Origin of the sequence: Cytobacillus oceanisediminis 2691, from assembly GCF_007678455.1 — a bacterium.
In the GTDB taxonomy this organism is placed as follows: Bacteria; Bacillota; Bacilli; order Bacillales; family Cytobacillaceae; genus Mesobacillus; species Mesobacillus oceanisediminis_A.
The window spans coordinates 402277-422978 of sequence record NZ_VEEP01000003.1 but is presented as its reverse complement, the minus strand read 5'-3'; the positions used below and the strand labels follow the sequence as shown (position 1 = coordinate 422978).

At 39.5% G+C, this 20702-nt stretch carries 30 protein-coding genes and 1 tRNA gene; 24 read left to right on the top strand and 7 right to left on the bottom strand.

Annotated features, from left to right (window positions below; genetic code table 11):
* Positions 1–19 precede the first annotated feature (19 nt).
* From FS736_RS08590 to FS736_RS08570, 5 genes are all read left to right on the top strand, one after another.
* The gene (locus tag FS736_RS08590) at positions 20–652 is read left to right on the top strand and encodes a class I SAM-dependent methyltransferase (RefSeq protein ID WP_144475959.1); all 633 of its coding nucleotides are present in this window, start codon (positions 20–22) and stop codon (positions 650–652) included.
* A 675-nt stretch (positions 653–1327) separates the two neighbouring features.
* Entirely contained in the window at positions 1328–1777 is a 450-nt protein-coding gene (locus tag FS736_RS08585) for an NUDIX hydrolase (RefSeq protein ID WP_144475958.1), read from the top strand.
* 4 nt (positions 1778–1781) lie between these two features.
* Complete coding sequence (locus FS736_RS08580; protein ID WP_144475957.1) at positions 1782–2303, top strand: hypothetical protein; 522 nt, start codon at positions 1782–1784, stop codon at positions 2301–2303.
* Positions 2303–2791 (top strand): NUDIX hydrolase, encoded by a 489-nt coding sequence (locus FS736_RS08575; RefSeq protein WP_144475956.1) that lies wholly within the window; start codon positions 2303–2305, stop codon positions 2789–2791. Before FS736_RS08580 ends, FS736_RS08575 begins: the two co-directional genes overlap by 1 nt.
* A gap of 40 nt (positions 2792–2831) precedes the next feature.
* The gene (locus FS736_RS08570; RefSeq protein WP_144475955.1) at positions 2832–3191 is read left to right on the top strand and encodes a cupin domain-containing protein; all 360 of its coding nucleotides are present in this window, start codon (positions 2832–2834) and stop codon (positions 3189–3191) included.
* Positions 3192–3338: 147 nt separating this feature from the next.
* On the opposite strand, the gene FS736_RS08565 is transcribed toward FS736_RS08570, so the two are convergent.
* The gene (locus FS736_RS08565) at positions 3339–3728 is read right to left on the bottom strand and encodes an NUDIX domain-containing protein (protein WP_186326730.1); all 390 of its coding nucleotides are present in this window, start codon (positions 3726–3728) and stop codon (positions 3339–3341) included.
* A gap of 338 nt (positions 3729–4066) precedes the next feature.
* On the opposite strand from FS736_RS08565, the gene FS736_RS08560 reads away from it, so the two are divergent.
* From FS736_RS08560 to FS736_RS08530, 7 genes are all read left to right on the top strand, one after another.
* Positions 4067–5251 carry an FAD-dependent monooxygenase gene (locus FS736_RS08560; protein WP_144475953.1) on the top strand — a complete coding sequence of 395 codons (1185 nt, stop codon included), beginning with the start codon at positions 4067–4069 and terminating at the stop codon, positions 5249–5251.
* 28 nt (positions 5252–5279) lie between these two features.
* Entirely contained in the window at positions 5280–5675 is a 396-nt protein-coding gene (locus tag FS736_RS08555) for a VOC family protein (RefSeq protein ID WP_144475952.1), read from the top strand.
* A gap of 14 nt (positions 5676–5689) precedes the next feature.
* Positions 5690–5929, top strand: coding sequence for a DUF3977 family protein (locus tag FS736_RS08550; RefSeq protein WP_144475951.1), 240 nt, complete (start codon positions 5690–5692; stop codon positions 5927–5929).
* A gap of 56 nt (positions 5930–5985) precedes the next feature.
* Positions 5986–6459, top strand: coding sequence for an 8-oxo-dGTP diphosphatase (locus FS736_RS08545; RefSeq protein ID WP_144475950.1), 474 nt, complete (start codon positions 5986–5988; stop codon positions 6457–6459).
* Between the two features lie 19 nt (positions 6460–6478).
* Complete coding sequence (locus FS736_RS08540; RefSeq protein ID WP_144475949.1) at positions 6479–6979, top strand: GNAT family N-acetyltransferase; 501 nt, start codon at positions 6479–6481, stop codon at positions 6977–6979.
* A gap of 59 nt (positions 6980–7038) precedes the next feature.
* Positions 7039–7494, top strand: a complete 456-nt coding sequence (locus FS736_RS08535) for a GyrI-like domain-containing protein (protein WP_144475948.1) — start codon at positions 7039–7041, stop codon at positions 7492–7494.
* A 78-nt stretch (positions 7495–7572) separates the two neighbouring features.
* Positions 7573–7938, top strand: coding sequence for a DUF2500 domain-containing protein (locus tag FS736_RS08530; protein ID WP_144475947.1), 366 nt, complete (start codon positions 7573–7575; stop codon positions 7936–7938).
* A 52-nt stretch (positions 7939–7990) separates the two neighbouring features.
* On the opposite strand, the gene FS736_RS25410 is transcribed toward FS736_RS08530, so the two are convergent.
* Positions 7991–8239, bottom strand: a complete 249-nt coding sequence (locus FS736_RS25410; protein WP_313959713.1) for a CBO0543 family protein — start codon at positions 8237–8239, stop codon at positions 7991–7993.
* A 132-nt stretch (positions 8240–8371) separates the two neighbouring features.
* Here FS736_RS25410 and FS736_RS08525 point away from each other — a divergent pair, with 132 nt between their 5' ends.
* From FS736_RS08525 to FS736_RS08490, 8 genes are all read left to right on the top strand, one after another.
* Positions 8372–8692 carry a hypothetical protein gene (locus FS736_RS08525; RefSeq protein WP_144475946.1) on the top strand — a complete coding sequence of 107 codons (321 nt, stop codon included), beginning with the start codon at positions 8372–8374 and terminating at the stop codon, positions 8690–8692.
* A 236-nt stretch (positions 8693–8928) separates the two neighbouring features.
* Positions 8929–9348 carry a VOC family protein gene (locus FS736_RS08520; protein WP_144475945.1) on the top strand — a complete coding sequence of 140 codons (420 nt, stop codon included), beginning with the start codon at positions 8929–8931 and terminating at the stop codon, positions 9346–9348.
* Positions 9345–9905, top strand: a complete 561-nt coding sequence (locus FS736_RS08515; protein WP_144475944.1) for a DEAD/DEAH box helicase family protein — start codon at positions 9345–9347, stop codon at positions 9903–9905. Before FS736_RS08520 ends, FS736_RS08515 begins: the two co-directional genes overlap by 4 nt.
* 17 nt (positions 9906–9922) lie before the next feature.
* Complete coding sequence (locus FS736_RS08510) at positions 9923–10504, top strand: DUF899 family protein (protein WP_144475943.1); 582 nt, start codon at positions 9923–9925, stop codon at positions 10502–10504.
* On the top strand, positions 10494–11255 hold the full coding sequence (locus FS736_RS08505; protein ID WP_395883510.1) for an aminoglycoside phosphotransferase family protein: 762 nt from the start codon (positions 10494–10496) through the stop codon (positions 11253–11255). The genes FS736_RS08510 and FS736_RS08505 overlap by 11 nt, the downstream gene beginning before the upstream one ends.
* Positions 11256–11266: 11 nt before the next feature.
* Positions 11267–11704 carry a GyrI-like domain-containing protein gene (locus FS736_RS08500; protein ID WP_144475941.1) on the top strand — a complete coding sequence of 146 codons (438 nt, stop codon included), beginning with the start codon at positions 11267–11269 and terminating at the stop codon, positions 11702–11704.
* Positions 11705–11753: 49 nt separating this feature from the next.
* Positions 11754–12491: a class I SAM-dependent DNA methyltransferase gene (locus FS736_RS08495; protein ID WP_144475940.1), complete on the top strand. Its 738-nt coding sequence runs from the start codon at positions 11754–11756 to the stop codon at positions 12489–12491.
* A 5-nt stretch (positions 12492–12496) separates the two neighbouring features.
* Positions 12497–12763, top strand: coding sequence for a GNAT family N-acetyltransferase (locus FS736_RS08490; protein ID WP_144475939.1), 267 nt, complete (start codon positions 12497–12499; stop codon positions 12761–12763).
* A gap of 1057 nt (positions 12764–13820) precedes the next feature.
* On the opposite strand, the gene FS736_RS08485 is transcribed toward FS736_RS08490, so the two are convergent.
* Complete coding sequence (locus tag FS736_RS08485; RefSeq protein WP_186326729.1) at positions 13821–14729, bottom strand: nuclease-related domain-containing protein; 909 nt, start codon at positions 14727–14729, stop codon at positions 13821–13823.
* A gap of 136 nt (positions 14730–14865) precedes the next feature.
* Between FS736_RS08485 and FS736_RS08480 the strand changes: the two genes are divergently transcribed.
* Entirely contained in the window at positions 14866–15087 is a 222-nt protein-coding gene (locus FS736_RS08480; RefSeq protein WP_144475937.1) for a hypothetical protein, read from the top strand.
* Between the two features lie 10 nt (positions 15088–15097).
* Here FS736_RS08480 and FS736_RS08475 read toward each other — a convergent pair whose 3' ends face one another.
* Positions 15098–15406: a hypothetical protein gene (locus FS736_RS08475; protein ID WP_144475936.1), complete on the bottom strand. Its 309-nt coding sequence runs from the start codon at positions 15404–15406 to the stop codon at positions 15098–15100.
* 74 nt (positions 15407–15480) lie between these two features.
* Between FS736_RS08475 and FS736_RS24255 the strand changes: the two genes are divergently transcribed.
* Both FS736_RS24255 and FS736_RS08470 read left to right on the top strand, forming a co-directional pair.
* A complete protein-coding gene (locus FS736_RS24255; protein WP_186326728.1) occupies positions 15481–15657 on the top strand; it encodes a hypothetical protein in 177 nt (58 codons plus the stop codon).
* An 18-nt stretch (positions 15658–15675) separates the two neighbouring features.
* Complete coding sequence (locus FS736_RS08470; protein ID WP_144475935.1) at positions 15676–16209, top strand: P-loop NTPase family protein; 534 nt, start codon at positions 15676–15678, stop codon at positions 16207–16209.
* A 37-nt stretch (positions 16210–16246) separates the two neighbouring features.
* On the opposite strand, the gene FS736_RS08465 is transcribed toward FS736_RS08470, so the two are convergent.
* Entirely contained in the window at positions 16247–16678 is a 432-nt protein-coding gene (locus FS736_RS08465; RefSeq protein ID WP_144475934.1) for a DUF2621 domain-containing protein, read from the bottom strand.
* A 138-nt stretch (positions 16679–16816) separates the two neighbouring features.
* Between FS736_RS08465 and FS736_RS24250 the strand changes: the two genes are divergently transcribed.
* Positions 16817–16913: transfer RNA gene (locus FS736_RS24250), tRNA-Sec, on the top strand.
* A gap of 247 nt (positions 16914–17160) precedes the next feature.
* On the opposite strand, the gene FS736_RS08460 is transcribed toward FS736_RS24250, so the two are convergent.
* Both FS736_RS08460 and FS736_RS08455 read right to left on the bottom strand, forming a co-directional pair.
* The gene (locus tag FS736_RS08460) at positions 17161–18552 is read right to left on the bottom strand and encodes a hypothetical protein (RefSeq protein WP_144475933.1); all 1392 of its coding nucleotides are present in this window, start codon (positions 18550–18552) and stop codon (positions 17161–17163) included.
* 487 nt (positions 18553–19039) lie between these two features.
* Positions 19040–20398, bottom strand: coding sequence for an IS110 family RNA-guided transposase (locus FS736_RS08455; RefSeq protein WP_144475932.1), 1359 nt, complete (start codon positions 20396–20398; stop codon positions 19040–19042).
* Positions 20399–20702: the final 304 nt, after the last annotated feature.

Here is a 20702-nt window from a genome sequence, read left to right as displayed (position 1 = left end):
GAACAGAGGAGGGGAGTCCATGTTAAGCAAACAGGGCTTTGATTTATGGGCAGATGGATATGACAAGACCGTGCAGGTAAGCGAGGAAAACGGTGTATACCCATTCGCCGGGTATAGAGTTATCTTGAATACCATTTTTAATGAAGTGATGGGACAAGAAAATGCAAGGGTTATAGATATTGGTTTTGGTACGGGAGTTTTGACATCCAAGCTGTATGACCATGGACATCAGATAGATGGAATTGATTTTTCATCACAGATGATTGCACTAGCGCAACCCAAAATGCCGGATGCCAACCTGGCAGAATGGGATATTACAAACGGACTTCCTGAGTATATCCAGGCGAAGAAGTATGACTACATTGTCAGTACATATGCATTGCATCATTTAACCGACAACGAAAAAGGACGGTTTATCCAAATGTTATTGCCGATGCTGAAAGAGGAAGGCAAAATTCTGATTGGGGATATCGCTTTTGGAACCAGGCAGCAGCTTGAATCCTGCAAACATGACAGCATTGAATTCTGGGACGATGATGAATTTTACTTTGTTTTTGACGAATTGCAATCTATGTTGAAAGAGGAATGTAAGTTGGAATTTCAGCCGATGTCCCACTGTGGCGGTGTCATTATAATTACTAGAACAAATTAAAATGTACTTAGCACTGCCCGATTGGGTAGTGCTATTTATCTTGATCTGGCAAGAACAGGAGGAAGTTTCCTTTATAGCGTTGAAGATGGATAAAAAGAGCGAGATTGAGAGAAAAAGTGTCCATCATAACCTTGATGATGGACAAAAAGAGTGGGCATAAGAGGAAAAGTGTCCGTCATAGCCTTGATGACGGACAGAAAAAGTGAGAATAAGAGAAAAAGTGTCCATCATAACCTTGATGATGTACAAAAAGAGCGAAAATTAGAGGAGAAGTGTCCATCATAGCCTTGATAACGGACAGAAAGAGCGAGAATAAGAGAAAAAGTGTCCATCATAACCTTGATGATGGACAAAAAGAGCGGGCATAAGAGGAAAAGTGTCCGTCATAGCCTTGATGACGGACAGAAAAAGTGAGAATCAGAGGAAAAGTGTCCGTCACTGCCATGATGACGGACAGAAAGGGTGAGAACCAGAGGAAAAGTGTCCAACATAGCCTTTATGACTGACAAAAAGAGCGAGAACAAGAGGAAAAGTTTCTCTTATAGAAGAGATTAACGGACACAATTTAGAATTACTAGCAGTTAAATTCTATATTAAATTTGGGAAAAAGAAGGAAATGGCAAGGCGCTGTCGAATCTTGTTTAACTAGTTAATTTTTACCTATTGGAGGTTGTCATGGGATATATCGAGGATTTGCGGAAGGTGATTGGCCACCAGCCGCTTATTTTAGTGGGAACAGCAGTGGCAGTGATCAACGAAAATGGAGAGTTTTTATTGCAGAAACGTCACGACGGACAGTGGGGTGTTCCAGGAGGTTTTCTTGAATTAGGGGAGTCGACAGAGGATGCAGGCAGACGTGAAGTGTTCGAAGAAACTGGGCTCGAAATAGGGAGACTAGAACTGGTTGGAGTTTTCTCGGGTAAGGAGCACTATGTAAAGCTGCCAAACGGGGATGAGTTTTATTCGGTAACAGTTGCGTATATGACTAGGGATATTAAAGGTGGAGAATTGAAAGCAGATGGAGTGGAAACGGAAGGGACCCGCTTTTTTCATGTGAATGATTTGCCAGAGAAGCTGAATCCGATGATTAAGAATCTTATGAAGCAATTTACATTAGCAGTCTAGGGTTATGCAGCAAAAAGTAAAAAGAAAATTAGTCAGTTTATATACTGGTGAACTCTTTGCGGTTTTTACCTTTGCAATCATTTGGAGCATATATATCCAGCTTTTTGAATGGTCGATTCCATACTTAGGAGCATTCTCTTCCATTTATGCCTTTGGATTGCTGGAGTTTATCTTGATGCAGGGAATTTATTACTGGTATTTGAAGCTGCAACAGTTGAAACAGGGCAATTTGTCCAGGCTGCCGGCTAAAAAGCTTAAGTTATTTTCCTTATTTAAAAAGATGAATGCATTTTTCATATTTATAGGTTTGTTTATATTGGCCTATTTGATGATTCGCAATCAGTTGGAGCGGTATTGGTTTCTTTTTCTATATCTGTTTGCTGCCATTGAATATATTAATTACTATTGCATCCGCCTTTCCTATCAGACGTTAGAGGAACTGAAGGAATTGAAGCGGCAAAAAGCGTTTCGCAGATCCAGTCTGGCAAGAGAATTGGACAGCTTTTACAAGGGGGAGGAACAGTGATGGACGCTACATTTTACATGGAAAAGACGGTTTTTAATTATCGTGTCGCAGCTGTGATGATAGTTAACAACCATATACTCATACATAGGCAGGCAGACGATGAACACTGGGCATTGCCAGGTGGCAGGGTCACTGTAATGGAAGATTCACAAACCAGTATTGTAAGAGAAGTAAAGGAAGAATTGGGAATAGACGTCAAAGTGGATCGGCTGTTATGGTTTACCGAAAACTTCTTTGACTACAAACATAGAGATTTTCATGAAATTGGCTTGTATTATCATGTATCACCATTGGAAGGCAGCTTCGATTTTCAAGCAGATGCGTTCTTTGGGGAAGAAGGAGAACGATTAGTTTACCAATGGGTGCCAATCAGCCAACTTGCAAAGATAAAGCTGTACCCCGAGTTTATCAGAACCTCTCTTCATGCAGTGCCTGAAACTCCTCAGCATTTGATTGTAAAGCAGTATAGTATCAGGGCTGGAAAGTGAACGCGGTCCGGGGTTGTTGAAAAGGAATGGAGGTGGCAAAATGGAATTCTATAATTTTAAAAAGGACATTGGAGCGGCCATCACAAAATTTGATTCGGACTTTGTGATGTCAAGGATTGTAAGGACAGTGAACGCAACCCATATTGGGTTTATGTATCTAGATGAGAATGGGATCATCGGTTTTCATCAGGCAACCATGCCGCAGCTATTGCTGGTGGTAAGCGGCTCCGGCATTGTTCGCGGAGAATCGGAAGAATACTTTAAAGTAGAGCCTGGCACTGCAGTATTCTGGCAAAAAGGCGAGTGGCATGAAACAAAGACAGACAAGGGTTTAACTGCAGTGGTCATAGAAAGCGAAGAGTTGAATCCGGCCTCTTATATGGCAAAGGTGGAAAGCTGATTTCTGGCATGAATGTAGAGAGAAGTTTTTACGGGAAAATGGACTGTGTCTTTTTATCTATTATAAAAATAAGCGGTAGGAAGGTTTGAAATAATTCAAACCTTCCAGCCGTTTTATATTAGAACAAATATGTGAATGCGGATGGATTTAAACTACTATTTTCAAAGCTTCTAAAACTTTTGAAACATGCAGGTCATCTTTCATGGATTCCAGTGAGTGCCACCGTACTTCACTTAATGTTTGGCTCTCGCCATACTCTGGGTCACAACCGAGGATAGGTTCTTGATGGTTCATTTGGCGGACAAGGAAACACTGCTCTTCACCACCGCTGTATTGACCGGTGAAAAGATAATCCACTACTTCTACATCCAAATTCACTTCTTCTTTCACTTCTCGAACGACCGCATCTTCGAACGTTTCATCGGCCTCTAAACCACCGCCTGGAAGTGTCCAGAACTCTCCATCAGGGTAGACATGTTTGGTCATAAGGATATTATTTTCATTAATGATAGCAGCAAAAGCTCTTGGTCTAGACAATAGGTAGCACCTCGTTAGATTATTTTTACATAATTTTACCATATTCGAGGGTGGATGTTATCTATAAAAGATCATTTTAGAAACTAGTTTTAAAAAAAAAACGACTCTTTCGGACAAACTGAAGCGTCCAAGAGTGAGAAGTGTTCGGTAGAAGGGCTCTAAAGGACAAATCAAACTGTGCAGCGTAGAAAAGTGTCCGATAAACAGACTCTATCAGACTAACGGGAACGTGCATGAGCGAAAAAATGTCCGATAGAATCTAACAACGCTGTCATACCAAACAAAACCAGTGAAGAAAGAATATTCAATACGGGATTGGATAGAAAGGAGCGAGGCAGATGTCTTTAGCAATGAACAAACCTGAGATAACGATTATCGGTGCTGGTATTGGAGGTTTATCTGCCGCGATTGCCTTGCAGCAAAAGGGATTGATGGTAAAAGTCTTTGAGAAAGGTACAGAGCTGAAAGAAACTGGTGCAGGCATTGTGCTGGCAGCCAATGCGATTAAGGTATTGGAAAAGTTAGGGGTTGCCAATCAAGTGCGTCAAGCGGGTTCACCAGTGAAGAAGGCAGAAATTAGAACCTCTGATGGCAGACTCATTGTGAACATGCCGGTCCATAAACAGGCCGAGCGGTATGACACTTATAGTTATTTGATTTACCGGCCGGATTTGCAAAGGATTTTATATGAAAAATTAACACCTGATAGCGTTGTGTTTGGGAAAAAGTTTTCAGGGCTGAAACAGGAGGGGAAGAAAGTCACCAGTTTTTTTGAGAATGGCGAGATGGATATTGCAGATCTTTTTATCGGAGCGGACGGTGTTCACTCAAGGGTGAGAAAGGAAATTGTTGAGGATTCTCCTTTGCGTTATTCAGGCTTCACCGCTTTCAGGGGGATATCTTATTTTGAGGATGATCGTTTCCCAGTGGAGCTCGGTGGAGGCTTTGAAGCTTGGGGAAGGGGTAAAAGGTTTGGTTTTTCTCATTTAGGAAAAGGTCGCGTGTTTTGGTTCGCAGCGGTGAACATGCCAGAAGGGACTCTAATAACGACAGAAAAGATTAAAAGCGTTGTTCTACAGCATTTTAAGGGTTGGTGGGGTCCTATAGAAGCAGTCATTGAATCAACTGAAGAATCGAAAATCCTTGTACATAAGATTTTTGACAGAAAGCCAGTTGATGATTGGCATAAGGGAAGAGCTGTACTTTTGGGAGATGCAGCACATCCGATGCTTCCGAATCTCGGTCAGGGTGGAGCCCAGGCGATGGAGGATGCGCTAGTCCTTACAAATTGTCTAGAACAATATCCAAGGGAAATTGAAAAAGCACTGAACCAATATGAACAATTGAGGAGTTCCCGTACTAAAAAAATTGTTCAAAGCTCCAGGATGATGGCCAGAATGATGCAACTTGAAAATTCGGCCGCGATTAGATTACGAAATCTCCTGCTAAGAAGTACACCAGACGAAATGAAAATCAAAAGGCTGGACTGGGTTCTTGGATATGAGGTTCAAAATTGGAATTGAATCATAAAAGACAAAGGAGGAAATAAAAGTGATTTTTGAAATGACGTATCAGGTGCGAGTAACAGATTTTGAAGAAGGTTTGCGCTGGTATAAAAATGTACTTAATAAAGAGCCGGATTTTACCCCTCATAGTGGGTTTGCTGAATGGGAGTTGATTCCCGGAGCGTGGCTTCAGGTAGCGGAAGGGAAACCTGCGGAAGGGTGCGGCCCATTGCGTTTGGGAGTAAGGTCGCTTGAGGGTGAACGATCTCGATTAGTCAGGGAACTAGATGTTGAGCTATTTGAGATTTACGAGAGAGAAGAAGTTCCTGTCAAGTGGGCGACTTTTTCCGATCCTTGGGGAAATGAGATTGGTTTCTTTGAATATATTGATGAGAGGGAAATGCATAAAAGAATAACGGCCATTTTAGGGAGTAAGAAATAAGGAGATATCATCAGTTGAAATATATCGAGGCAGGCATCGGAAACAGATGGGTGGTAAGGACTGAAATTGAAATGGAGAACGGAAATGAATATGAAGTGAGGGGAATAAAGGGACCCATTCATTTTCAATCGGCATATATAAGATTTTGGGTATGGAAAACAGTATACATATTGGATTGCAGGGAAGGTTTTAAAAGAGTACATAAGAAAGATAAGAATTTTAAACTGCTTATAGGTATCGTATCCAGGTATTAGGGTTGTTTTTAAAAGAAACGTAATGAGATGAAATTAAAGAAGTATAAGGAGATTATATGAGCGATCAAGTAAACTATAAGATTTGGACGATGTGCATGATCCAAAATGGAGATAAAGTATTACTCCTCGACCGTCAGCTTGATCATTTCAAGGGTTATCTCCCTCCTGGAGGAAAAGTGGATTTTCCGGAAAGCATTGTTGAAGGTGCTATTAGAGAAGTGAAAGAGGAAACAGGGCTCGACGTAAGCAATTTAAAATATAAGGGTCTTTATGAATATGTGAATCCTGCCGTGAGGGACAGGTATATGATTTTCCATTATATTACTACTGATTTCAAAGGGGAACTCCTAAAGGATGGTCCTGAAGGAAAAGCAGTTTGGGTAAGCATTGAAGAAGCCTGCCATTTGCCCATGCAGGAATCAGTTAGAAGAAGGTTTCCGTTGTTTTTTCAGGAAGGGATTTTCGAAATACAGGTAGTATGGAATCATGCTGAGAACAAAGAGGGCAGGGTTTCTATTAATATATCATAAAATACTAGGGGAGTTCTGGATGTCAATGGCTAAAAAAGAAATGGTTTCTCTGCAGCTTTATAATAATGAATTCAAAAGTCGCTTATTGAATTACGCTTTGCTAGATGAACAGAGGAGATTCACTGCTCTTCCTGCAGAAGCTCTGGAAAAATGTGATGTAGAGCCAGACCGGCATCCAGTTGTCATTCTTTATGATAGGCATCCGGCGGGATTTTTTGTGCTTCATGGCTGGGAGGGAGCGAAGGTGTACAGTGAAAACAAGAATGCAATGCTGCTAAGAGCCTATTCCATCAATCTTCCTTATCAAGGAAAGGGTATTGGTTCAGAATCAATCCGGTTATTGAAACAATTTACAAACGACCACTTTCCTTTAGTGAATGAAATAATACTGGCTGTAAATCACTCAAATGTTATAGCGCAAAATGTTTACAAAAAAGGCGGCTTCGTTGACCAAGGTAAAAGGGCTATGGGAAGAGAAGGAGAAATGTTTATTTACCATTTGCATTTAGAGGAATTTTAATCTTTAAAATTCACGCATAGTAATGTTATATCAAGCAGCTATGAGGGGAGGAATAGGCTATGACTGAAATCAAGCAGTGTTCAGAAATTAAACTAGTAGGCATCCGGGTATTCTGTCCTGGTAATGAATATATCGAGGAAATTCCGAAAGCATCAAAGCAATTGAGTGAGCGAGTACATGAAATAAAGAATGTATTAAATCCATCTTTGCAGCATGGGGCTTTTGTTGTTGACAGTTGTTCAGACGAGGAGGATGGTTATTGGGTTTGTGTTGAAGTATCTGACTACGAGGACATTCCTGAAAACATGGTGACCCTGAGGATTCCAGCACAAAGATATGCGGTCATACGGCACAAAGGATCTAATGAAAAAATAAGAGAAACATATAGCAAGCTTCATCAATGGATTGAAGGAAACGGATATCGAAGATTGATGGATCAATGGCATTTGGAAGTATTTCATGACTGGTCGAATCCGAAGGAAATCGAAGTTGAACTGATGGATACGATAATGTAATTGGAAATGATTTGAATCTTTTTTCTTATATTTTCGTAAAGATATATAAGCGTTGAGTGACAAGGGGGAGGATGGCTCATGATAGAAGAACCAATGGGAATGGATTTTATGTTTACGTTTGGCCCTATTTTTATAGGAGCGGTCTTTATATTGGTATTCGGCATAGTAATTTTTACGATTATCAAAAGTCTAGGTACCTGGAGTAAAAATAACCAATCACCACGCGTAAACTCATTCGCTAAAGTTGTAACCAAAAGAACGAGCGTGCGCGGAGGTGGAGAAACTGCAGCACGTAATGTTTATTATGTGACATTTGAGTTTGATAGTGGAGACAGATTGGAGCTTCATGTAAACGGACAGGAGTACGGCCAGTTGGTTGAAGGTGATGATGGAGAACTGACTTTTCAAGGAACACGTTATTTAGGTTTTACAAGGCATCGATAATTGAAAATCGCTAAAGACCAAATCATCCTTTGATTTGGTCTTTTTCAGGATATTAATCTACTGAGAGATCATCTTTATTGATGATTCGGATGGTTGAAATGATTCCTCGGCATAACAATAATTTAATCGCTAAACTAATGAATGAGTGATACCTTGTCCAACCCTTCCTCCATGTGATTAAATCTGTTTTTTTGGCAGCGAACGTCTCAATCAATACCTGGGGAATGGTGAAAGGAAATAGCTTTAGGACTATTCCAGCGGGCTTGCTGTTATGAGTCCATTGATTATAATAAAGCAGCATTAAGGATAATGTACATAGCAAATGTACCACCTCATCATTAAAAATGTAACATGGGGGGGGAATTATCTGTTCAATAAAAATCCAATCTTTAGGGAATAATGCATACTAAAAGGTAAAAAAGAAGGTGAGACCTTGCCACGGAAAGCAGCAGAGAATCCTGATGTACAAGAAGCTGAGGGTCTGGAAAAAGAAATCCATCAAGACAAAGAAAATAATGAAATTGAAAAATTAAATAAAATGTTGGCAGCCGTACTTAATTATATTTCCGATGATGAAGTCGAGGTTATTGACATCGAATATTTGCTTAACAACACGGAGGGTCTCCGGGACTGGTGGGATCAATATCGTGAAAGAAACAGAAAAGAGATCGAATCAGAAATATCACAAGCTCTTGGCGGCCTTTCAATCGAGGAGTTAGAGGAACTAAGGGAGAAAATCAAGGGGAAAGAGTGAAGTTTTTTTCATATAGTCGGATGGTTCTTGTCTTTAATTTTTTATAGGCCCCGCAGTATATGGCAGGTGGAAAGTTTTAGATTGTTTGTATTTTATAAATTCATACAACGACTGGATAAAAGATAGAGCTTAAAGCACACTCGTTTCGGGTGTGCTTTTTTAAATATGGAATTTTTAAACAAATAAGAAGGGGATATCAGTGAAATAGAGAATCTTTATAACAGAGGTGGAGGGAATTGAAAAATCAATTAATCAGAGTTGGGACAATTTACATACCGGTAATAGAACCATCGAAATCATCGGATTGGTATAAGGATATGCTTGGTGCAAGTTTAAATTATCTGGATGAAGATAAGGCAATTATGAACTTGGCTGATATTAGTCTGTTTTTGGTGAAGTCTCCGGGTGAAAGTTCAAATTTTAGGGATGTAAATGGAACAGAAAGGTTCATTCTTACTTATGAAGTTGATGGTGAGGACACTCTTGAAGCGATGCATGCTGATTTTATTGAACTAGGAATGAATGTCGGTGAGATTGAAAACCGGGGACATGCTGGCCGCAATTTTGTTTTTTATGATCTCGATGGAAATAAATTCGATGTATGGAGTGAGCTAAGCAAAGAGTATAAAAAGAAGATGGAAGAGGAGTCAATATGAAGTTTGTCTTGATATTTGGCCCGCAGGCGGTAGGGAAAATGACAGTGGGGCATGAACTGGAAAAAATAACTGATTTAAAACTTTTTCATAATCATATGACGATTGAGTTGGTAAATCCCTTTTTTGACTATGGGACAAGGGAAGGGAAAAGGCTAGTTGGCCTGTTTCGAGAAGAGCTCTTTAAAGCTATGGCAAAAAGTGATCAAAGCGGAATGATTTTCACGTATGTCTGGGCGTTTGATATAAAGGAAGACTGGGAGTATGTCGAGAAAGTTTGCCAATTATTCGAGTCAGAAGGCGGCTCGGTTTATTTTGTTGAGCTTGAGGCAGACCTGGAAGAGAGGCTCGTAAGAAACAGAAGTACATATCGGCTGGAGCAAAAAGCTTCCAAGCGAAACATAGAACGGTCCGAAAACGATTTGCTGAAATCAATGGATCAGTATCGCTTAAATTCATATGAAGGTGAAATTGAACGAGCGAACTATATTCGGATTAATAACACCAATTTAACTGCAGCCGAGGTTGCCAGTCGGGTAAGAGAACATTTTGAATTGTGATAAAAGGGGGAATATTGATGGAGCCTATTAAACGATTAGAAATGGAAATACAAGAAAAAGAGGAAGAATTGATCCTTGTAAAACAGGAGCTGGCCGTTTTGCGCAAGCAGCATCCTTCTTTCGCAGTAACCAATTATGAACTGACTGACACCGAAGGCAGTAAGGTACATTTAAGTGAGCTTTTTGGCGATAAAAATGAATTGATCGTTATACATAATATGGGGAAATCCTGTTCCTATTGCACTTTATGGGCAGATGGATTCAGTGGGTTTACACCACACCTTGAGAACAGGGCGGCATTTGTTTTAACAAGTCCGGATGATTACCAAACATTATCGGTTTTTTCCAAGGAACGAGACTGGAAATTCAAAAGCGTTTCGACAAAGGGGACAACTTTTAAAGACGACCTCGGGTTTAAAAATGCCGAGGGTTTTTGGCCAGGAGTTTCCATATTATTGAAAGAAGAGGATGGAACAATTAAGCATTACTCAAAAGCAACTTTCGGCCCTGGTGATGATTACTGCAGCATATGGTCACTCTTTGAATTGTTACCGGATGGAAGCAGAAACTGGGGGCCGAAACATGCTTATGAACGGTAAAAAGGTATTATTTGCAGGTATTCTTGGGGAGATAACGGAGATCAATAAACTCCCTGAACAAGGCTGCACATCGGAAGTCTGCAAGATTGTTACACCAGACGGCATTTACATCATGAAAAGTGCGACTAAGAAAAAATATCGAGAGTGGCTACACTCAGAGGCAGAAGTGCTTCAAATTTTATCCCATCAAAATTCCATTCCTGTTCCGAAGTATTATGGTTTCGTCGAGGAAGAGGATGCCAGCCATTTGCTGATGTCATTTGAGGATGGAATTACATTGACTGCTGCATTAAAAAAGGCCGGGACTATGAAGGAAAAACAAAGGCTGGTCAGGAATTTTGGTCAGTTTATCAATCAGCTTCACGAGCAGGAAGCCGTTTTAGAATCAGAAACCGACTGGCTTGAAACCCAGTTGGCCAGGGCTCGATTATACGCTGAGTCAGGACAGGCTGATGGCAATTTAACATTATTGGAACAGTTGGAAGGAGGGAAACCGGAAAAGGTAAAACAAACGACCATCCACGGAGACTGTACCTCAGATAATGTATTGGTAGTGGATGGAGAAGTCCGTTTGTTTATCGATGTTGCTGGTATGACGCTTGGGGACCCTCGTTATGATGAATCTCTGGCGATTCGAAAATTCAGGGATAAGCCGGAATTGCTGGCTCCTTTTTACGAAGGATATACCAGATACCGAGTATCAGATGAAGAATACCTTTACTTTAAAGAAGGTTTATACGAATTTTTTTAGGAGGGTCAAACATGTGCCAGGTTGTGAACAGGGAATTTAAAGTGATTGGGTCGAAACATAGTGGGCCATTTGAAAATTATGCACAGCTGGTACCTCAGGCGGCACAGCAGTTTTTACAGCGTATGCCGAATAATGAGGGAACCGAAGTGACAGTTTATGAGCCAAAAGCAAGTAACAGTCATGTTGAAGGGATATTTTACGTAGGAATCCTTGTGGAGGAAAAGCCTGTATCCTTGCCGGAGGAAATTGAATTCTTAGAAATTCAGCATAGTTACGGAATGATCTCTGGGAAAGGGAATGAAATCGGTAAATTGTATTCAACACTTGATGAGTGGATCGATGGACAGGGATATCAAAAGGAACTCGATGGAAGCTACATAATTGAAACCTATCATCCTGTTGAGAATGATATAGAAATGATAGAAATATATATTCCTATTCACCCTTAATCTGATAAAATATTGAAGATTTAACTTATTAAGGGAACGGAGGGGTTTTATGGAGTATAAAGGGTCATCGGCTTATGAGGAAGAGGATTTTTTCAAGAATTACATGAAGAGAAGAACACGGCCTGAAAGTCCAAATAATAGTATAGAAAAACCAATCTTGCTCGAGTTAATGGGGAATGTGAAAGGTAAAAAGATACTCGATCTGGGTTGCGGCGATGCCGAGATAGGGGTTGAACTCCTGAGAGAAGGTGCTGGTGCATATATCGGGTTGGAAGGTTCCGAAAATATGATGCATGTTGCAGTGGGAAATTTGAAAGGCACTGCTGGCCAGATTTTGCACGCTTCAATGGAAGAATGGCAACCGCTGGCAGAGGAATATGATTTAGTCCTTTCTCGTTTTGCACTGCATTATTTAGAGGACTTAGGCAGTATTTTTACAAAGGTTCACGACTCGCTGATCCCCGGCGGAAGGTTTGTTTTCAGCGTTCAGCACCCGGTACTCACCTCCTCCTCGAAAAGTGCTGAAGGCAGCGGCAGAAGAACTGACTGGATTGTGGATGATTATTTCAACCAGGGAGAACGCTCTGAACCTTGGATTGGGAAAAAGGTAATCAAATACCATCGAACAGTCGAAGAGTATTTCACCCTCTTATTGGAAGCTGGTTTTATGATAGAAGACCTGAGAGAAGGGACTCCGAAAGCCGAAAACTTCTCCACCAGGGAAGAATACGAGCGGAGGATAAGGATTCCGCTGGTATTGATGTTCGCTTGCAGGAAGCATGGCTAATTGGTATGGAAATCCGATCAGCAGAGATAGAGGATGTTAGTGAAATCCTGTCTGTGTTAAATGCAGCTTCGCTTTCTCTACACCAAAAAGGTGTGAATCAGTGGAATTACCCATGGAATGAAAAACAGCTGCTGGAACAGGTTGGATTTTTGTATGTTGCATCAGTTGATGGAAAAATTATCGGGACATTTGGCATTAAAGATGTGGGGCAATGGCATATTGAGGGAGCCGTAAAATACTTATACCAGCTAGCTCTACACCCCGATTACTAGGGAAAAGGATACGGTGCTGATATTGTGTCCTGGGCATGTCAAAAAGTACGAGGTTTCGGGCAGGAACTGTATCTGGATTGCTGGGCAGGAAATGAAAAGTTAAAAAGCTTTTACAGCGAGAATGGCTTTGAATATATCGGAGATTTTCCTGTGGAGGACTATTACATAAGCATTTTTAGATGCAGGGAGGGATAGTATGGATGCCATTTTTAAAGATATCGTCCATATTATGCATCATGATTATGCAGGTTGGAAACAGAGTGGAGATCCTGAGTAAATGAATGATACCCTTAGTAAACTTATCAAAGGTAAACCTGGCTGTGGAGTTAGATGGAAGACGCTAACAAAGCTACATTAAAATAGGAAAAACGGTAAAATGTTTACAAAATAGCCGAATTTGCTTCATTCCATCTTTACAATACTGTGCTAAAGTATAGATGTAAGGGATCTCATAATTTAAGGAGTGTTGGCGATGGTTTACAAAGTCATCATTAATTTCCTATTGGTATGTGCCCACTTCTATCTTCTTTAACAGATGTTAAAAAAGTCTTAACAAATTCAGGCAACGGATTTTATATTTCTCCATTAATATAAATACTAGGCAGGATAGCAAGTGTGGCTATCGAGGCAATCAGCGAAGGTGGGGCTGGTTGTTTTTTTGTTGAGGAAAGAAGTGAAATTCACTGATGATGTATAGTTGATGATGGTTTAATGGACATTTCAGAGAGGGATGCCAATCAAAAAGTCTAAGAAGGTGGTTTTAATGGACATTTCAGAGAGGCATCTCAGTTAAAATGTCTAAGAAAATGGTTTTAATGGACATTTCAGAGAGGGATGCCAATCAAAATGTCTAAGAAAGTGGTTTTAATAGACATTTCAGAGAGGCATCTAAGTTAAAATGTCTAAGAAAGTGGGTTTAATGGACATTTCAGAGAGGCATCTCTGTCAAAATGTCTAAGAAAGTGGGTTTAATGGACATTTCAGAGTGGAATACCAGTCAAAATGTCTAAGTAAACGTTCTCCACTAAATAATTTTCGAGATTTTTACTAATACCGATCATGAATAGGTTCTCCCTTTCTTTATTTCTGTAAAATGGTAATGTTTTGCCAGTATCCTGCTAATCCTTTTGTTATCAGGGATAATATTACACCACTCTTTTATTGCAGGTGTAGTTATTGGACGGGACGGAAATAGCAACTTAATTTCGGTTATACTTCTTAAGACTGCAAGTTCAGCTTTTTCTATATGGCCGCAATCATTGCAATATATTTTATGTCCAACTGCTATCACCGCAAAAGACTCACATTCCAAACAAGTAATCCCTTTCTTGAGTTCATCATAATGAAAGGAAGGTAGTTTATTGGATAAGCTGTCAGTTTGATGAAGGGAGACTAGTTTGCTTGCAAGTTTATTATGGTTGGTGGATACTTTTCCGGGTTGGTTATTGAGATGATTGAGGAGTCGTTTGATTTGGGTGGGAAAAATGAATGGGAGTTCGGGTTGTGCGTGATACAGTGTGAACTCGGGGTTAACGAAAACGACGGAGCCTTGAAGCTTAAAGTTGTAGCCGAGTTGATTCAACAGCTTTTTAAAAAGCAGCTTAGTGCGATTAAGTTGATCAAGGGGATTCTTCATTGATGCTCCGGTTGTAGTCGAGGTAAGTCCTTCTTGTTTGTACAGGTAATCTCCGTGGTTGTTTTTTATTTCAAAAACGTATAACGTGTCAGCGAATATAATTAGAGTATCTATCTGAAAGGTTGCTTTCTCTACTTCGAGCAGCAATTCATTCAAAATTAAGCAGTTGCTTGTCAGTGTCTCTGTCATGGCATCGAATTGTAATTCGCCTTGATATCCTTTTTCGAGGTTCGATAGGTACCTTTTTTCCTCATCTGATAACGCAAGTCTTTTATTTAAAATTCGCAGTTTTGATAAAATGATGGGTTCATTCCGCTCCTTAAAAGCCACAATCATCTTCCTTCCTTTAATTAGTCACCACCATCATACTATTTTACCAATCTAAAAATATTGAATTTTTTGTGAACTGTTCAACCCTCACTGAATACAATGATAAGACCACTTGATTCAGTCAGGAGGAGCCGAGATGTCTTTGAAGTTTTATGCATTTTTTCTGAAAGCCCTTGGTCTTGCTGTTTTCCTTGTACCGATGTTCATGAAGGGAATGGGATATATTGCGACCATTTCACCTTCAGTTATGTTTAGTTTAATTGCTATTGGAGTTGTTCTCCTGATCGCAGGGAATGTGTGTGAGGTAAAGGCTATGCGGTCCGGTGCCTATAGCAGGCGGAGAAGAAGAATAAGGTGAGAAACGAGTTTCAGATTCTGAAACTCGTTATTTTTTTAAAAGAAAACAAGAACCAAACGATCAGGTAGATGTATCCTGCAACGGTGAAAATGGCCCATAGTGCTCCGTGTTTGAATTCCCTCGCTAAAAATTCAAATTCATTCATATCTAGGGGCCTGCCAATGCTATTCATCAGGCTGACCATAGGCACAGAAATGATCAGCAATATCGCAACCATTGCAAGGGCAACCTGTTTTTTCTTGATGACCATATAAATGGCCCTGACGAAAATCGTCATTAACAGCAAATAGTAAAAGATCCAGAACCCGATCTCTATCATGAAAATCCCTCCCTCATGAATTCTATCATTTTTTCATGTTAGATTGTGGTAAAATTGGTTTAGAGGTGAGCGATTTGGTTGTTATCAATATATGGTTGATAATCATTTTAGTGGTTGCGTTTCTCGCTGCAGTTGGAGCCTGGCTGAATACAAGGCTGATTTTAAAAGAATTGGCTATCATTAAAGCACATATAGGCATAAAAGAGGAAAGAACACCGTCAGTTTTTGACAATGATCTCGACAAAGACTAATCGACAGGGTGAAAGATAGTGACGAAAATACATATGATTGGCGGCCCGGGAAGCGGGAAAACATACATAGCGGCAAAACTTTCAAAAATGCTTGGGGTTCCTAAGTATGAATTGGACAGCATTTTTTGGGATCAAGATTCGCAATATTTCGGTTCCCAAACTCCTCCGGTAAAAAGGGACGAAATGCTGAAAAAGGTTCTATCGGGCGATAAGTGGATTATCGAGGGAGTATATTATAGCTGGCTTGAAGAAAGCTTCAGGCATGCTGACTATATTTTTGTGTTCAAGACGAATGTGTTCGTTCGCGACTGGAGAATTGTGAAAAGGTTTATGTTAAGAAAAGCAAAGTTGGCACCTTCTCCACGAAAAGAGAATCTTAAGACGCTGATCGATTTCCTGAAGTGGAACCACCAATATGATGGCAACAACCTGGTAGAGGCAATCAAGATGATGAAGCCGTACAAGGACAAAGTCATCATACTGACGAAGAGTGATGATGTATTCAAGCTTTTCGTCAAGCGTAAAAAGAAACCGTCCGGAGGAGCAGCTTAACTCAAATGAAAAAAACTGCCTTAACACTAAGGCAGTTTTAAAACAGGCTTTCAAATGGAGCCGTGCTGATTTGTTTTTCAGCAAGACGCTTTCGCAAAAATTTATGGTCCCGCTTGGGTGTAGCCAGTATATAGCCGCGGATGACAAGCTCCTGCGTAATCTTATCCGCATTTTCCTCAATCGCAAGCTCACCGATTTTACCGGCAATCTTGTGCCTAGCCACATCTCTGAACAATTCAGGAACCGGACTTACCAAATCTTCGAGCAATTCCTTCTGATCATCAGGCCACATGTGCCTCGTCTGATTCACATAATACTCTTCCCAGTCCATATCCGATTTGCCGTCGTCCTTAGGCAGCTTTTTCAAAAACTTGCGGAACATGAAATATCCGCCAATCGCGAATAAGCCAACCAATACTACGACCCAGAATAAAATAAACCATAAAAACCAACCTTCAAGCTGATACATAACCATTCACCCACGCATTTCTAATATCTTTACTTATTATAGTATCAGCGGTCAAGGGAAGACAAGTCTTGTGACAATTTGAGTAACTCTCTTGTAAAATCAACAGCTTGTAAGTATAATAGACCTTGTTCTTCAAATGGGGCTGAATGGGGTACTGGTGTCCTCCACGGTCTTCAAAACCGCTTGTGACCTGCGTGCCAGGTTAGCTGGGTTCGATTCCCAGGCGGTCCCGCCAAAATACATAAATCAGATGTTTATACCGTACGGTGAATTTTTCACTCGTGCGGTTTTTTTGTTTATTTCATGTAGACCGAGGGAGACCGATGTCATAGACCGTTGGTGACCCTCGCTTTAGACCGCACGAATCCACGTCGGTTTCACCCAATTTAGACCGATAAAAGAAGTGCATTGATTACCATGGAAGTAAAGCACCAATAACCCTCTACTTTAACTATATAAAAGACAATCAAAAAAGGATTGATTTACTGTGTCCCCCTATGTTTTTCGTATACAGTTTCCATATGGTCTAAAAATGACTTTCTATCTGTGAAGAAATAATCTTCTAACTGCACATTCTCTAAAGTGTTATCCCCTAAGTAATCATTAACTAAAGATATATGTGAATTAATAATTTCAAACATATGAGGTATCGCATTTATATACCTAGAAGATGATGGGTCTATCGTAAGATGACTTAGGTGTTCTGGATTAGTACATTCAACCATTAATCCAGATAAAACCGCTGTTAAGGATGCATGAATAAATTCACTATTGTATTCATAATATTTGTCATATTCTTCTTTCAAATTTAATTGAATCGCATATTCTCTTGCGGATTTTTTAAAGTAATCCCCATGGATTGGAATAGGGTCTAACAAATTATTTTTTGAAGCTAGCATTATAATTCCAATATCCTCAACATCTTCCTTTCCTGTTCTTTTAAGAATATGTAGTCGCATTCTATCTAAAGCAAATTCCTTATAATCTTGAACTTCATTATTTTCAATTAAGTATTTTGTTTGCCAATAATTATCAAATAATATTCGGATTGAAGTTGACGCTAATATTCCATTTACAGCAAAGAGAGAGTAAGTTAACTCTTTAATTATTCTAAAGCTATAAAGTAATTTTGAAATGATGACTGATTCTTCATCACCGAACAAGTCCCAATTTCGTGAGAATAATATCGGTAAGTCTTCAAAATAGTTATTCTCTATTCCTGTTTTAGGATAATATTTCATTTCTCGTTCTTTTACCATGCATGGTGAAAACTCTGATAAAATGTCCATCACTTCTTCAGTTGGAAAAGTTTCTTCTTCATCTAAACCTCCTGCCGCATTTAGACCCAAATAGATAGCGTTTATAACTGGACTCTTCTCTCTAAGTTCTTCTTCTATATTTCCACTAAAATCCAGAAAGTTTTCAGGTAATAAATCGGATTTCAACATATGGAAAACTCTAACTAACGCATGATATGGATGATTTTTCTCCTTCAACAAGTTAAGTTCATTTTCATAATCTAGGACGTTAATCCCTCTAACAATTTTACGATCAAATTTCAGACTATACTTTGATAATAATTTATTAATTTCTTCTTCCTCTATTTCAGTAATTGTCCACTCAATCAAATTTGTACCATTTGTTTTCGCAAACCAAATTAAATCTTTAATAAACTCTCCATAACCATGAATTTTAATTAATTCTATTATCCATAGGTGTCCAATAGTTAAACTGTACACATACAATTCCCCGTAAGATTTATTCGTATGTGGGATAGATGGGTTAATAAACAAGGACTTTTTCTTATCCATTTTAAAGTCCTTGATATCGGGATTAATTCTCATCTTTAGCATTTCTTCGAATTTTTTATCCATTATATCCTCCTCCTCTTTTTACTTATACTATACACTTTATAATTCATTGGTAAGTGAGAAAAAGACTTTGTTAAACGATTTAAAATGGGGTAATGTTCTTAAACACGTCATTAGCTAGTACATTAATTGCAGAGTGCCTACGTAGGAAAAGACGATCTTAAAATTAATTAAATAGCGTACAATGTCAAATACTTTTTTTAGTTTTTTGGGTAACTCAAACACAATTACCGTAAATTCTATTTTTTACCAGTAACAATCAACCAAGTTGTTATTAAAACAGATGCCATCTTCTTGATTCAGAAATGTGCTTTCACTCGCTTCTTGGTCTGCATTGATGCAATCTGGCAATGAGTACAAATTTAAATATTAACGTACTGATCCGCATTTACAGGACGAGTGGGATTAAGCTAAACATCGAGGTCTGGGCCTCAGGAAATTAGATCCGATCTCCACTCGAACCAAAAGGATGGCACCTATTATTTTGTTTTTAAGCAGCTATTGGTAGTGACAGTTTTTTAAAGACTTCTTCTTTGTAATTAAAAGTGGAGTTATTCCACTTAAATGGTTTTCTGTTTTTAAGCATCGAAAAAGCAATCTTAAGAAACTTATTTCCCATCGCAATGTATATTGATCCTGATTTTTTTCCTTTTTCTTTTAAACGTGTATAGAAAGGTTTTAGTGCTTCATTATGGACAGAAAGGCTTTTACCGGCAGTATAAACAGCCCTTCGCAAGTTCGCATTCCCTTGCTTGGAAATACGGCCACGATAGCCTTCTTCTTTACCGGATTGTTTGATAACAGGATTTGTACCTGCCTTTTTTATGAGCTGGTTAGCACTTGTATAATGAGTAAGGTCGCCCATTTCACAGTATATTTCGGCAGCTGTGACTACCCCAATTCCTGGCACGGTAAGGAGAAGTAGACCGTTTGTATTAACGAGAATGCGCTCAATTTCCTTCTCGTAGGTTTGAATGGATTGGGTATGCCATTCATAATCTTTTAATTTCTGCTTCAAGAGAAAAAACTCACTGGAGAGATCGTCTACCGGCTTAGACACACTTTCATGGGCAGCGAAAAGGAGCTTTTTTATCGATGTGTTGCGTATCTTTAAATTGTGTTCTTTAGAGATTCTCTTTAAGCCCATTTCTCCAAGTTCGAGAATTTGGGAAGCGTGAGGGGAGTGAGCGAGTATATATAAACTTGATTTCCCCCAAAAATCACTGAATATCTTAGTTGTCTTGATTTTACCTTCCTCCAAAATGCTATATCCTTGATATTCACGCCAGATGTGGTCATGATGGGTCCGGATCTCTGTTTTGATTCGTGATCGCTTATTGATTTCACTTCTCCTGGCTCGGGTAAGATTTTGGAGCTGTCTATATTCTCCGGCAGAAATCTTGGCATTCGTCGCTTTATTGCCCACCAATGCTTCGGCAATCAGGTATAGATCGATGTCGTCCGTTTTGGTATAAGTGAGGTGTTGTTTGCGCTCCTCATGGGTGGAAGCAGGATTTATGATGTGAACAGAGAATCCTTCGGTTGTTAGAATACGGACAATATCTTCGTAATAATGACCAGTGGCTTCTATGCCCACAAATATCCGCTCAGCCTGGCATGCCTGTTTCGCTTCCTCCACCTTTTGAATCAGTGACTTCATTCCAGTCTGACTGACCATGAAGGCAAATGGAGTATGGACTACATCTCCAAAATAATTCAGAATCATTGCTTTCTGTACAACCTTTGAAGCATCGATAGGGATAATCAGTACTCTTTCTAAATCAGCACCTTTAAGTTCTTTTGCGAATTGACTTCTTCTTAGACCTTGTTTACCATTAAGTAGTCTCATTGACTATGACCTCCTTTGGTTGTGTGGGTGATTGAGTAAACTTGGTTAAGTATCTCAATCGTAGCATAGTCAATGGGACTTTTTGTGTGTGAAATCAGTATTTCATACACCAGAGTAATATAATAAATACTAAAACAACAAAAGGGGCTTTAAAGCGTTCTAAAATAACACCCTAATTAAATAAAACAATCATGATTTCTCCGACTCCCAACCCATACATGAAAATAAATCCCTACTGACCATAATGTTGATGACACAAACAGTATGCAAGACGTAGCTTTTTATGGTGGCTTAAGACCCTGTA

What these genes read in the sequence shown, in the direction of transcription:
- FS736_RS08585 (WP_144475958.1), top strand. Translation starts at nt 1,328, where the DNA reads ATGGGATATATCGAGGATTTGCGGAAGGTGATTGGCCACCAGCCGCTT.
- FS736_RS08580 (WP_144475957.1), top strand. Translation starts at nt 1,782, where the DNA reads ATGCAGCAAAAAGTAAAAAGAAAATTAGTCAGTTTATATACTGGTGAA.
- FS736_RS08500 (WP_144475941.1), top strand. Translation starts at nt 11,267, where the DNA reads ATGTGCCAGGTTGTGAACAGGGAATTTAAAGTGATTGGGTCGAAACAT.
- FS736_RS08530 (WP_144475947.1), top strand. Translation starts at nt 7,573, where the DNA reads ATGATAGAAGAACCAATGGGAATGGATTTTATGTTTACGTTTGGCCCT.
- FS736_RS08455 (WP_144475932.1), bottom strand. Translation starts at nt 20,398, where the DNA reads ATGAGACTACTTAATGGTAAACAAGGTCTAAGAAGAAGTCAATTCGCA.
- FS736_RS08490 (WP_144475939.1), top strand. Translation starts at nt 12,497, where the DNA reads ATGGAAATCCGATCAGCAGAGATAGAGGATGTTAGTGAAATCCTGTCT.
- FS736_RS08480 (WP_144475937.1), top strand. Translation starts at nt 14,866, where the DNA reads ATGTCTTTGAAGTTTTATGCATTTTTTCTGAAAGCCCTTGGTCTTGCT.
- FS736_RS08560 (WP_144475953.1), top strand. Translation starts at nt 4,067, where the DNA reads ATGTCTTTAGCAATGAACAAACCTGAGATAACGATTATCGGTGCTGGT.
- FS736_RS08505 (WP_395883510.1), top strand. Translation starts at nt 10,494, where the DNA reads ATGAACGGTAAAAAGGTATTATTTGCAGGTATTCTTGGGGAGATAACG.
- FS736_RS08510 (WP_144475943.1), top strand. Translation starts at nt 9,923, where the DNA reads ATGGAGCCTATTAAACGATTAGAAATGGAAATACAAGAAAAAGAGGAA.
- FS736_RS08590 (WP_144475959.1), top strand. Translation starts at nt 20, where the DNA reads ATGTTAAGCAAACAGGGCTTTGATTTATGGGCAGATGGATATGACAAG.
- FS736_RS08515 (WP_144475944.1), top strand. Translation starts at nt 9,345, where the DNA reads ATGAAGTTTGTCTTGATATTTGGCCCGCAGGCGGTAGGGAAAATGACA.
- FS736_RS08460 (WP_144475933.1), bottom strand. Translation starts at nt 18,552, where the DNA reads ATGGATAAAAAATTCGAAGAAATGCTAAAGATGAGAATTAATCCCGAT.
- FS736_RS08475 (WP_144475936.1), bottom strand. Translation starts at nt 15,406, where the DNA reads ATGATAGAGATCGGGTTCTGGATCTTTTACTATTTGCTGTTAATGACG.
- FS736_RS08570 (WP_144475955.1), top strand. Translation starts at nt 2,832, where the DNA reads ATGGAATTCTATAATTTTAAAAAGGACATTGGAGCGGCCATCACAAAA.
- FS736_RS08575 (WP_144475956.1), top strand. Translation starts at nt 2,303, where the DNA reads ATGGACGCTACATTTTACATGGAAAAGACGGTTTTTAATTATCGTGTC.
- FS736_RS08465 (WP_144475934.1), bottom strand. Translation starts at nt 16,678, where the DNA reads ATGTATCAGCTTGAAGGTTGGTTTTTATGGTTTATTTTATTCTGGGTC.
- FS736_RS25410 (WP_313959713.1), bottom strand. Translation starts at nt 8,239, where the DNA reads ATGCTGCTTTATTATAATCAATGGACTCATAACAGCAAGCCCGCTGGA.
- FS736_RS08495 (WP_144475940.1), top strand. Translation starts at nt 11,754, where the DNA reads ATGGAGTATAAAGGGTCATCGGCTTATGAGGAAGAGGATTTTTTCAAG.
- FS736_RS08540 (WP_144475949.1), top strand. Translation starts at nt 6,479, where the DNA reads ATGTCAATGGCTAAAAAAGAAATGGTTTCTCTGCAGCTTTATAATAAT.
- FS736_RS08545 (WP_144475950.1), top strand. Translation starts at nt 5,986, where the DNA reads ATGAGCGATCAAGTAAACTATAAGATTTGGACGATGTGCATGATCCAA.
- FS736_RS08535 (WP_144475948.1), top strand. Translation starts at nt 7,039, where the DNA reads ATGACTGAAATCAAGCAGTGTTCAGAAATTAAACTAGTAGGCATCCGG.